This is a genomic window from Rhizobium sp. BR 250, from assembly GCF_047445855.1.
Taxonomy (GTDB): domain Bacteria; phylum Pseudomonadota; class Alphaproteobacteria; order Rhizobiales; family Rhizobiaceae; genus Agrobacterium; species Agrobacterium tumefaciens_I.
The window spans coordinates 17,891-29,592 of sequence record NZ_JARWKW010000008.1; the positions used below are offsets into that span (position 1 = coordinate 17,891).

Genomic DNA, 11,702 nt, shown 5'->3' on the forward strand with positions numbered 1-11,702 from the left:
GGTCGTCATCCCTTCCTCGGGTTAGGCCAGTTGTGAGTTTCATCGCTCGCGTCACGGCACCACCTGTAGAACGCGTCATAGAGTGTCATGCCCGCTTCGAGCTGCTCGAGGTCGTCGTTGAACATGCGAGACAGGCCGAGCGATGCTGCCAGCAGGCCAGCAACTTCGGGGGCCAGGTCCGGCCGCGACGTATCTGCCCCCCGGACGATCGTCGCAAGACGGAGCATGGGTTCGGTCCCGAGGCCGAACTCTTCGACCATGACGTCGAAAGTACAAAGCTCGCCGCGATGACTCCAGAATACTTCTTCAATGTCGAAGGGTGTGGCATTGAACCGGTCGGCAACTGACGAGACTTCTGCAGCAGGAACGAACAGGAATACCGCTGACGGGTCGACGAAACGCCTGATCAGCCAAGGGCAGGCAATCCTGTCGATCTTCGGTCGCGAGCGAGTAACCCACAAAGTTCGCCCGCGGCTGTCACGGGGTGGCAGACTTTCATCAGGAACAAGTGCGGCCTTTGATTCACGCCATGCCTCAAATCCACCTTCGAGGACCTCGGCAACTTTGCCAGCGGCCCGGAGATAAGCGGCAACGCCATGGCCAAGCTTCTGGCCTTTCTGGCAAAGGATTATGGACGGTCCATTAAGCTCCTGAGCCCATCCGGTAACGGTGCGGTAATCGCGGCGCACCGACCCGGGTATGAGGCGGGGATCGGTAGCGAAATCTTCGTCGTTGCGGACGTCGATGATTGTCGGCGCGTTCGGCGTGCCGATGATGCGGTTCAGCTTGTCGGGAGTGATTTCAAGAAATGACGGCATAGCGCGTCCCTCCGGTTTCTCGGGTTCAAAGGACGCGATTCTTCAGCCGTGGCCTCGTGGGGAGATCGCTACCCCATGAGTAAGAATTTGCACCGTGCCATCGGGATGTCAAGTCTGATGCGGGGGTGATTTCGGTCACACCAGAACTGCCCACGCTGCTGCCAAGGTGGGAAGGATCAGCCGACGATTTGAATAACGGCGATTCCCATCAGGATCAGTCCTACCAAGACCTCAAGAACTCTGGAGGTCGTCTCCAACAACCCCGGCCGTCCGCTTATCAGGGCTGCCAATCGGCCACGAAAGACAACGGCCAGCATGGCGACGACGGACAATGTGATTCCAATCCCGACCATCATGGAGATGGCGAATAGAACGCCCACGACCGTGACATGCTGGATCACCGCGAAGTTCATGACGAAGAGGGTCAACGGACACGGTATCAGTCCCGCCGTCACCCCCACCATCAACCCCTCTCGGCTGTGATGCTGACGTTTGTGCCGTGACAGAGCCCGGAAGATCATCCAGACGCCGATAATGCCGAGCATTCCACGACTGACATTCTCGAGGACAGGCGACGATCCCGGACCGCTTCCACCGAACATCATCGAGATCAATGGGAACGACAGGAGCACGATCATCACGGACATCGTCACGTGGGTGAACGACAAGGCGATGGACGTCACCAGGGCACGTCTCACTCCTGCCGACGATCCGGTCAGGTAGCTGGCGAGTATCGTCTTGCTGTGTCCGGGCGTCAGCGCATGGACCGAGCCGAACACGATACCCATCGGAAGGAACGCGAGAAACGCCGCCCAGCTTCCACCGCCTGCGAATGCCTTGATGTGCTCGGCAAACGCGAAGTAGATATCTCTCTGGAAGTCCACGATCCACGGCAGCATGTCAGGCAAGTCCTAGCGTCGCCACAGCCAGCACGGCGTATCGACCGATCTTGGCGATGGACACCAGAAGAATGAATATTGGCAGAGGCTCCTTCAAGATGCCTGCCGCCACGGTAATCGGATCACCGATAACAGGAAAGCCTGCTCACACACTCGATGGCGGGGCCTCTAGCCCTTCTTGACGAGCCGGAGAGCTGCCGTCCTTGCCATCGAGAGGCTGCGAACGGTCATTTTTCTCCCAACGATCATTGACTTGCTGATGCACATGTCATCGGCAACGGCTGTTCTGCTGTAGGTTTCCGTGTCCCGTAGTCCACCCCGAAGGGTTCACTGCAATCGGCATTCGACAGACACCACATTTCGCGGTTTCCGATGCGAAGCGAACTCAACTGTAAACATGCAAAATGATAAACACCATTGCAGCGACGGGCACTGCGACACAAAGCATAAGCAATATATCGAGACCAATGACCTCCCAATATTGGCGATGTTCGTTCGGATCAAGGGGGCGCATATTCGTATCCTCCCTGCCCTTTATTTTAGAACTTTTCTCAAAATAAATCACGGATATTCAGCATGTTTCAGACATCGATCACGGACCGTTCCGCCCAGCGGTCAGGATGAAATCCTTCCAGGCTGAAGAGCCTTTCCTACCCCAGACTCCCGGCAAAGCGTTCCGGCCACTTTTCACGCTGGAACGCCTCCACGACGAAATCGACAAAGACGCGGGTCTTGAGCGGCAGAAGCGTGCGGTTGGCGTAGTAGATCGAGATCGGCCCGGCTTCGGCATACCAGTTCGGCAGAATTCGGATCAGCTCTCCGTTTTCGAGATAGGGCAGCGCATCGGGCTTGGCGATCATCGTCACCCCCATGCCAACCAGCGCCGCCATGCGCATTGCGGCAGGGTCATTGACCACCACCGTTTCCCTGAGCCGCGCCGGCTCTTCCCTCCCCGCCGCATCGCGCATCTGCCACAGCCGGATGCGGCCCGTCCGCAACGAGCGCATGACGATGCCATCAAACTCGAGCAACGCTAAAGGATCGTGCGGCGGTACCCTGCCCGCCATATAGGAAGGCGCGGCGACCGCGATGATATGCGCCGGCGCGAGCGTGCGCGAAATCACGCCCGCCGTCAGCTCAAAACCTCCGCCAATCGCCACATCGTAGCCCTCGGCGATCAGGTCGATCTGCCGGTTCTCGAACATCCATTCGGGACGCACCTTCGGATAACGCGCGGAAAATTCCGGCAAGAGCGGCAGAATATAATCGATGCCGAAGGTCGGGCTCATGCTGACCTTCAGCGTGCCTGCCGGCTCTTCCTGATCGGCCGAGGCTTCGGCGATCGCGCCTTGCAGGTTTTCCAGACTGTCCCGGATTGACATCAGGAACCGCTCGCCTGGCTCCGTCAATGTCAGGGAGCGCGTCGAGCGCTGAAACAGGCGCACGCCGAGATTTCCTTCCAATGTCGCAACATTGCGGCTGACCGCTGCGGGCGTCAGACCCAGGCGCCGCGCCGCCGCCGAGAAACCGCCAAGCTCGGCGCTGCGCACGAAGGATTCGAGATTGGCCAGTGTTTCCATAACAACCTTCAAGCATTCATTGAAACCGATGTCAGAAGATTACGGCTAATCTAAAGGCAAATTGCAAGCGATATTCACTCCATCGAAACCGAACCGGAGTGAACGGCCATGACGCTCTCGACTGACAAGGCAGAAGCCATCGACAATATGGATATCGGCCGCCGCACCGTGATCGCCGGCCTGATCGGTGTAGGGCTTCCCGTTCCCGCAGTGGCTGCCGTGCGGGACGATCCTGCCGCCAACAAGGCAGTCGTCCGCCAGTTGCTGGAAGGCGTGCAGCGGGACGGCAACTTCGATCTGTTCGAGCGGCTGTTCGCAACAGACTACGTGGATCACACACCGTTCGGCGGCTTTCCACCGGACCGCAATGGCACGCGGGAGATCTACCTGATGTTCCGCGCTGCCTTTCCGGACTGGAATGCCAAGGTGCATTTCCAGATTGCCGAAGGCGATCTCGTCAGCACCTACAAGACCTATCACGGCACCCATCTGGGTCCCTTCATGGGTATCGCCGCGACCGGACGCGCCACCCGCTTCAGCGTCATGGACGTGATGCGGGTTCGCAACGGCCAGATCACCGACCACTGGACCGTCGCCGACGGCGCCGGGCTGATGGCGCAAATCAACCACCAGAACTGAACTTTTCCAGCCGACCGCGGGGATTTCCGGCGGTCATCCAACCCCCAACGACAATTGAAAGGATAAACCCATGTCAAACACTCTCTCCCTGACCGGTAAAACTGCCCTTGTGACCGGCGGTTCCCGCTCGATCGGTGCCGCCATCGCCAAGCGTCTCGCTGCGGATGGCGCGGCCGTCGCCATCACCTACAGCGCCTCGCCGGACAAGGCTGCCGCTGTGGTCGCCGAAATCGAAGCAGCCGGTGGTCGCGCCATCGCCATTCAGGCCGATGCCGGCGATCCGGCCGCCGTCCGCGCCGCTGTCGCAAAAACCGAAGAAACCTTCGGCTCGCTCGACATTCTCGTCAACAATGCCGGCATCGCGCTTGGCGGCCCGATCGAGGACATCACCTTTGAAGACTACGAGCGGATGATCGCCGTCAACGTCACCGGTGTTTTCGTTGCCACGCAGGAAGCCGCCCGCCGCATGAAGTCCGGTGGCCGCATCGTCCATATCGGCTCGTCCATGACCCGCTATGCCGCCTTCCCGACAGCCTCGCTCTATACGCTGACAAAGGGCGCGGTCGCGGGTTTCAACCGCAGCCTGGTACGCGACCTTGGGCCGAAGGGCATCACCGTCAACACCGTTCATCCCGGTCCGACCGATACCGACATGAACCCCGATGGCGGCCCGGTCTCGAAGATCGTCGGTCCCGGCATGGCAATCGGCCGCTATGGTAAGGATTACGAGATCGCCAGCGTCGTCGCCTATCTCGCCAGCCCGGATGCGGCCTTCGTTACCGGAGCGGACATTCTCGCCGACGGTGGCTTCACCGCCTGATCTGCCTCCGGCGCTTCAATACCAAAGCGCCGGTTTCCCCCTTCGCTTCAAATCAGGAGACTCATCATGTCTATCGGGATTATCGGTGCCGGCAATATTGGCCGCGCCTTCGCCACAGCTCTCGCCAACAATAATATCCGCGCCACGCTTTCCAACAGCCGAGGACCGGACAGCCTGAAAGAAGTGGTCGCCGCTATCGGTCCGACAATCGAGGCAGGCACGCGTGAAGAAGCAGCGTCAAAGGACATCGTGCTTGTCGCCGTCAACTGGTCGAAGCTACCCAAGGCGCTGGCCGGCCTGCCGGACTTTGGTGGTCGCATCATCATCGACGCCAACAATTCCATCGAAGCGCCGCTGTTCAAACCGGCCGAACTGAACGGCCGCCTTTCCACCGAGGTTTTTGCCGATCTCGTTCCTGGCGCCCGTGTCGTTAAGGCATTCAATCACCTGCAACCGCACCTGATATCCGGCGATCCCAGAACCGAAGGTGGATCGCGGGTCCTGTTCTATTCCGGCGACGACGCACGGGCAAAAGCGGAAGTCGGCGCGCTGGTCGCCCAACTCGGGTTTACCGGCATCGACCTCGGCCCAATCGCCGTCGGCGGTAAGCTGGTGCAGTTCCCCGGCGGTCCGCTGCCCGCCCTCAACCTCGTCAAGTTCGGGTGAAATATCGCAGGCGAACCTCCCCTTTGCCGGTTCGCCCTGCTTTCCACCAAAGGACACCGCCCATGGACAAGCCAGTCTCCCGAAACTTCCCTCAGCGCAGGCGGACAGTAAACCGCTTGCATCCTGGGCCGCAGTCGCCAGTGTCGGTATTGGAGCCTTCGCCCTTGTCACCACCGAATTCCTGCCTGTTGGCCTTCTGCCGCTGATCGCGACTGACCTTGGTATCAGTGAGGGGACGGCCGGACTGATGGTAACCGTACCCGGCTTTTTTACGGTAATCGCGGCTCCGATGACGCTGGGATTTGCGGCGCGCTTCGATCGCAAACACGTGCTCGTCGCCCTGCTGATGCCGCTCGTCGTCTCAAGCGCCATCGTGGCAACCGCCCAGAATGCCGTCCCACGCCTTTCATCGAACCAGTAAGTCAGAAACCGAACGCCATACTGCTCCTGGACACTTGGGTCCTTGAGATGTGCTGCGGCAATATCTGCGGCGGAAAAGCCGGAGAGATCGTGCCGATCAATGAAGATAGGCATTCGTTCCCTTCCGAGAGGATCGTTGCCCAATCAGCAGCGCAGTCTGTGACTTGCTGGAAGTACCGTCCATCGCCCTTGCGGATTAATCTCGGCTCCTTTGACTGGATGTCGTCTATTCCAAGTCATTCTTCGCGAAACGCTTTCATGACCTGATCGGTGAAAGGCTTCGTCAGATAAGACCATGCGGATCGCTCAGCCGTATGAACGAAAACCTCGATGGGCATGCCAGGCATGAGTTTAAGGTCTCTGATGACTTCCTGTTGGTCAATCATGTCAACTGTCGCAAGATAGTAAGGTTGACCGGTCGTCTTATCGATCACGGTTGCTGCTGCGACGAACTCAACAATTCCAAATACCTCTGGGGTCGTTGCACTGTTAAAGGTGGTCAGCCGCATTCTGGCGGCCTGCCCTGGGGTAACGCGATCGATATCCGCCGGGGGTATCCGGAATTCGACCTTCATGTCGTCAGTCTGGGGAACGACCGACATGATGGTTGCACCTGCACCTATAACGCCGTTGATGGTATGAATTTGAAGGTCATAGACGAAGCCATCAACAGGTGCGCGGACTTCCATTCGCGACAGTCGGTCATGTGCAGCAATCTCGCGCTCTCCCAGTTCGGCGAGCTTGGATTCGATCGAGACAATCTCTTTCTGAGTTTCAGAGCGCGTTGTCTGGTCGATTGAAAGAAGCTTGATGCGCAATTCGCTAATCTCTCCTTCGGCCTCGGCCACGCGGGCTGCCACTTCACCACTGGTCCCGTCGATGCGGGCTACCTGCTTCTGGAGGTCGCGAAATTCCGACAACTTGATCAACCCGCCTTTGGCGAGCCTTTCGCTCACGCTGATCTCTTCGGTGATGATCTTTTTTTCAACGTCGTTCGCTTTCCTCTGCGAAATCAAACCGTCAATCTGGTCTTCGAGCTGGGAGATTTGCATCTCCAGCTGCTGTTTCTGATTGAGGATCATCCGGCGGTTTTCCTGAAAAAGCTTGGTTTCGTTACGAGCCAGTTCAGGGACGATAGAACCATCGGAGAATGCAACGGTATCCTCACCGTCGCGCTCAGCCTCAAGGCGGATTTTCATCGCTTTCAGCTGTGATAGTTGGCTTCGGATGATCGTCAGTTCAACCCTGGTCTGTGTCTCGTCAAACCGGAGAAGCACATCACCAGCCTTTACGGCATCTCCATTGGCAACAGGAATGTCAGCGACAATCCCGCCATCACGGTGCTGGATAGTCTTGACCTGCTCAGGAACGACGAGCTGACCTTGCGCGACGACCGCACCAGCAAGTTTTGCCTGGACCGCCCATCCACCCACACCAAACACCAGGAATGCTGCCAGAACGCCTGAAACGATGACGCGTAGCGCGATGCCGAACGATAGTGCTTCCGATTGCACATGATTTTTTGTGTTTTTGTTTTCATACATCATCTCAGCACACTCCCCGATATGGCTTTTCGCCTTTTTTGTTACGCCCGTGCCAATCCTGCGTCCTCATCACGAGCCGCAAGAATGAAATCGTCTTCGGTCAACGTCTGATGGCTGTAGATCAGCAGCTCGAGGTCGTCCTGTTCACCGGCTAGATCGATGACGGCGCGAACAATGGCTGTCTCGCCATCCGCAAACTCGCTGTATAGGCGGATGCGCCGCACATCCTGCTGGTCATCGATCTCACCCATGATGCGGTCGAACATCAGTCCGCCGATTTCATCTGCGAGATCGGAGAGATCAATCCGATCGCCAATCCGGAAGTCTAGTATCTTGTCAGTCCCTTGCCCGTTGTTGGACACGGCTTCCACCGAACGGAAAATGAAGACGTCGTTGCCCGCGCCACCCGTCAAAAAATTGATGTCTGAATTGGCGACCAGGACGTCGTTGCCGAGTCCCGCAATGGCGACTTCGAAGCCCTCCAACTGATCTGTCCCTATTTCGACTCCCGTTGCTGTACCACCTTCAAGGTCAATAATGACTGCCGTGATTGTCGCAGAAGCGTCGTAGGTATCGATCCCTTCACCGCCTGAATATTGATCATCGCCATCGCTTGATCCGTCGCTCGTATACAAAATGACTACAGTATCATCGCCAGCGCCACCACTGACGATATCGCTGCCGCTGCCTGCGGTAAGTCGATCATCGCCAGTTCCTCCGATCAGGAGGTTATTCCCGTCATCGCCGGTCAACGTGTCGTTTCCACTGCCGCCAATCGCTGCTTCGTATCCAACGACCTGGTCTGTTCCAATCTGCGAACCCGATGCAGTCTCGGCAGCGAGGTCAATGACCACTGCTTCAGAAGCCGAGGACGCGTCATACGTGTCGAAGCCATCACCGCCAGAATATGTGTCGTTACCATCGCTGGCGCCGGAGAGCTGTCCTGGGGCTCGCGCCTCCTCGGATCCAGGGCCGATGACGATGGTGTCGTTGCCGCCTCCAGCGACTACCGCGTCGTTGCCGAGACCGCCCGACAGCATGTCGTTGCCGTCACCGCCATCGAGCAGGTCCTCCCCGGCATCCCCGGAAAGGCTGTCGTCGCCTGCATCTCCGAACATGTGGTCATTGCCGGATCCACCACTGGCAACGTCATCGCCCTCACCACCGGACACGATGTCAGCGCCTTCTTCACCATAAATTTCGTCGTTGCCTTCGCCACCAAAAATGACATCGTCACCCTCGCCACCGAAAATCCGGTCGTGGCCGCTCTCGCCATAGATCGTGTCGTTTCCAGTCCCTCCGATCAGCGTGTCATTTCCATTCCCGCCATAAATGACGTCGTTGTTCTCACGACCATAGACGATATCGTCCCCGTCGAGAGCCGCTATCACGTCTTCCTCGGGCGTGCCCAACAGGACATCGTCGTTACTGGTGCCTTCGACGGCGTGTGGCGCTGCCTTGACGAGGTTCAGCATTGCTGTTCCCAGCACAGATCCGAGCCCATCGCTAATTCCGTAGGTGAAAGTCACTTCACCTGTATATCCGCGCTCTGGTGTGTACAGCCATCGCCCCTCGCCATAGCTCTGTACGACGCCGGAAGAGACCTGCAGGTTTCGAATTGCCAGGGTGTCGCCATCTGGATCGCTCGCTGCCGACGCCAGGTTATCGAGAAGGATGAGTGCTGAGAGGTTCATCAAGCCACTGCCGAGAAGCACCCGCCCGGCAACCACGGGCAATCTGTTCGCACCCGTGTTGCCTGTCGCAGGCGTGCCTCCTCCAGTGACCGGTACGTCGTTGCCCCTGGAATTTTCAATGGGATAAGAAGCAGGCGCCTGAGGTTGACTTCCGTCTGGGTCCCAGCCGTCTTTCTCGGACCAGACAATTGGGATTTCGTTGCCAAGCGCACCGAGTTGCGTCAGAGGCCCAAAGTATCCATTGATCCTGTGATTGTCGTTTGCAGAAAGGGATTGCAGGAAAGCACGAAAGTTTTGATTTTCGAGGTTCAGGTCAATCCTTGCATGAAACGTGGAGGGCATTGGCATGGGTTCTGCGAAAAACCTCACTTTGCGTTCAGCGCGGCCAGCTTCCTCTGCGACTTGGCGGAGATACGCGGCGACTTCCTCTATTATGTCGATGTTCGTCGAAGCGTCGTTCAAGAACGTGGCTGTTTCGACAACTGGGTCTTCGATCCGCGGTTCATGCGGAACATCCGGTCCAACGACGTGTGTTTCGGAGTGAAGCTTTCCAAAAAAAGCACCGATCGCGGCAAATGCGAGTGCCGGGCTGACAATGCTCCAGTAGCGCGCGGCCGGTTTATCGTGAAGTTCGAAGCGGTTCTTTGGCGCTATAGAAGCTGCCACGTCGGGCAGTCCCAGAACAAGTTTGTCTTCCATTGTATGTTCTCCTCCTGTTGCTTCTATGCGTTGCAACGGAACAAATTCATTCTGCCGGAGTATTGCCTGCCGAGGCCTGAACCCTTGTATGTTCAGAGCGAAGCAGCTGCGGTTGTGGCCCTTTGACGATTTCATCTCTTGGACCAAACGCTACGAGCTTGCCGTTCTGGACAACGCCGACCATGTCTGCGGATTGCAGGGCGCTTGGGCGATGGGCGACCATCACCACGATCCCGCCGCGACAGCGTACGGCGGCAATCGCTTTCATCAGGGCCTCTTCACCTTCCGAATCGAGGTTGGAGTTCGGTTCATCGAGTACGACAAGGAACGGACTGCCATAGAGAGCGCGGGCTAGCCCGATACGTTGGCGCTGGCCGGCGGAAAGCGACATGCCATTCGGTCCCAGATCTGTCTGATAGCCATTCGGCAGACGAACGATCATATCGTGGATGCCTGCTGCTCTTGCAGCCTGGAGGATCGTGCGAGCCTCCGGTGTTTCAGAAAAACGTGAAATATTCTCGGCGATGGTTCCATCCATCAGGCAGACATCCTGTGGCAGGTAGCCGACATGTTCACTGAAAAAGCTCGAAGGCCATTGCTTGAGATCCGCACCGTCGATGCGAACCGAACCACGAAGTGTTGGCCAGATACCGAGAATGGATCGCGCAAGGGTCGTTTTCCCGCCACCGCTCGGACCGATCAAAGCGAGTGCCTGACCAGCCTTCAACTCAAAGCTTACATCACTCAGAAGGACAGCACCGCTGTGAGGTGCAACTGTTGTGATACCTTCAACAGTCAGCGTTTCCTTTGGCGCTGGTAGGTTCAAAAGTGCTGTTTTGTCATCGAGAACAGCCAGTGTTTCTTTCAGGCGAGCATGACTGCGCCGGGCCGACACCATTCCCTTCCACTGCGCGATTGCCTGATCCACGGGTGCGAGTGCGCGAGCGGTTACGATCGAGGAAGCAATAATCGAACCGGCCGACAATTCGCCTTTGATCGTAAGGTAGGCGCCAAGACCGAGAATTGCTGACTGCAGCATCATCCTCAGAACCTTAGACAGGCCTGAAAACGTACCGGAGATATCGGATGTCTTGGTTTGTGTATCGAGATGGCGTCGATTGGCGCGCTCGAAACGACTGACCGCGCGATCGGCAATGCCCATTGAGTGCATGATATCGCTGTTTCGAGCATTGGAATCGATGACTGCGTTGCGCAAGACCGTCGACTTCAGCATCTCTTTGGCGTGCCGCCGTGTCAGAAGTTCCGTGCAAAGCGTCAAAAGACCGAGAACCACCGCCCCGCCGACTGTCAGCATGCCAAGCATGGGGTGCAGAAGCCAAACGAATACGAGGTAAATGGGCATCCAGGGCAAATCGAACAGCGCAATGAGGCCGGGGCTCGCCAGAAAGCCGCGGATCGTATCGACATCCCGGCCACGCTCTGTCGCTTCAGCCGTAGAGTAACCATAGCGCGGCATGTCAATGACGACTTTGTGGGCGAGTGGGGCCAGTTGTGTGTCCAGTCTTGCGCCAAGCCTAACCAGGATCTGCGAGCGCAAAATATCGAAGAGACCCTGGAAAAGATAAAGGCCGATTGCCAGGCCAGATAACGCGACGAGCGTTGACACGCTTCCGCTGGTCAACGCCCGGTCATAGATCTGGAGCATGTAGAAGGCGCCGGTCAGGGCCAGAATATTGATGATGCCGGACAGGCCGAAGACAAACATCATCAAGCCACCTATGCCATTTATTTGGTTTTCTTTTTTGTTGCAGGTGCCACTCATCTGAAATTCCCCCTGGAAACTTTGCCGACATTCGGCGTTAAGTCCGCGGCATGTCGTGGAGTGATTTGGTTGACCCAAGACATCCCATGTCGCTTGCAACGCCGGTGCCAGTCCTCACCGGCGTTGGGAATTCGAAGCGA

10 protein-coding genes and 1 pseudogene are annotated in these 11,702 nt (G+C 57.5%); 4 read left to right on the plus strand and 7 right to left on the minus strand.

What is annotated here, in order from left to right; all coding sequences use genetic code 11:
- Positions 1 to 5: 5 nt before the first annotated feature.
- The 4 genes and pseudogenes from QD336_RS14315 to QD336_RS14330 all read right to left on the minus strand — a co-directional run bounded on the left by QD336_RS14315 (position 6) and on the right by QD336_RS14330 (position 3,297).
- A complete protein-coding gene (locus tag QD336_RS14315) occupies positions 6 to 818 on the minus strand; it encodes a chromate resistance protein ChrB domain-containing protein (protein ID WP_499171106.1) in 813 nt (270 codons plus the stop codon).
- 176 nt (positions 819 to 994) lie between these two features.
- Positions 995 to 1,717 (minus strand): nickel/cobalt transporter, encoded by a 723-nt coding sequence (locus tag QD336_RS14320; protein ID WP_499171107.1) that lies wholly within the window; start codon positions 1,715 to 1,717, stop codon positions 995 to 997.
- A gap of 1 nt (position 1,718) precedes the next feature.
- A pseudogene (locus QD336_RS14325) lies at positions 1,719 to 1,853 on the minus strand (YqaA family protein); the annotation flags it as partial.
- 514 nt (positions 1,854 to 2,367) lie between these two features.
- Complete coding sequence (locus QD336_RS14330) at positions 2,368 to 3,297, minus strand: LysR family transcriptional regulator (RefSeq protein WP_499171108.1); 930 nt, start codon at positions 3,295 to 3,297, stop codon at positions 2,368 to 2,370.
- 108 nt (positions 3,298 to 3,405) lie between these two features.
- Between QD336_RS14330 and QD336_RS14335 the strand changes: the two genes are divergently transcribed.
- From QD336_RS14335 to QD336_RS14350, 4 genes are all read left to right on the plus strand, one after another.
- Complete coding sequence (locus tag QD336_RS14335) at positions 3,406 to 3,936, plus strand: ester cyclase (protein ID WP_499171109.1); 531 nt, start codon at positions 3,406 to 3,408, stop codon at positions 3,934 to 3,936.
- 70 nt (positions 3,937 to 4,006) lie between these two features.
- On the plus strand, positions 4,007 to 4,756 hold the full coding sequence (locus QD336_RS14340; RefSeq protein ID WP_499171110.1) for a 3-oxoacyl-ACP reductase family protein: 750 nt from the start codon (positions 4,007 to 4,009) through the stop codon (positions 4,754 to 4,756).
- A gap of 66 nt (positions 4,757 to 4,822) precedes the next feature.
- Entirely contained in the window at positions 4,823 to 5,422 is a 600-nt protein-coding gene (locus tag QD336_RS14345; RefSeq protein WP_499171111.1) for an NADPH-dependent F420 reductase, read from the plus strand.
- 247 nt (positions 5,423 to 5,669) lie between these two features.
- Entirely contained in the window at positions 5,670 to 5,843 is a 174-nt protein-coding gene (locus tag QD336_RS14350; protein WP_499171112.1) for a hypothetical protein, read from the plus strand.
- Positions 5,844 to 6,078: 235 nt separating this feature from the next.
- Here the strand turns inward: QD336_RS14350 and QD336_RS14355 are convergent, their stop codons facing one another.
- From QD336_RS14355 to QD336_RS14365, 3 genes are read right to left on the minus strand one after another with little or no spacing between them, the layout of a single operon-like run.
- Positions 6,079 to 7,389: an HlyD family type I secretion periplasmic adaptor subunit gene (locus QD336_RS14355; protein ID WP_499171113.1), complete on the minus strand. Its 1,311-nt coding sequence runs from the start codon at positions 7,387 to 7,389 to the stop codon at positions 6,079 to 6,081.
- 38 nt (positions 7,390 to 7,427) lie between these two features.
- Complete coding sequence (locus QD336_RS14360) at positions 7,428 to 9,779, minus strand: cadherin-like domain-containing protein (protein ID WP_499171114.1); 2,352 nt, start codon at positions 9,777 to 9,779, stop codon at positions 7,428 to 7,430.
- Positions 9,780 to 9,825: 46 nt separating this feature from the next.
- On the minus strand, positions 9,826 to 11,562 hold the full coding sequence (locus QD336_RS14365) for a type I secretion system permease/ATPase (RefSeq protein WP_499171115.1): 1,737 nt from the start codon (positions 11,560 to 11,562) through the stop codon (positions 9,826 to 9,828).
- Positions 11,563 to 11,702: the final 140 nt, after the last annotated feature.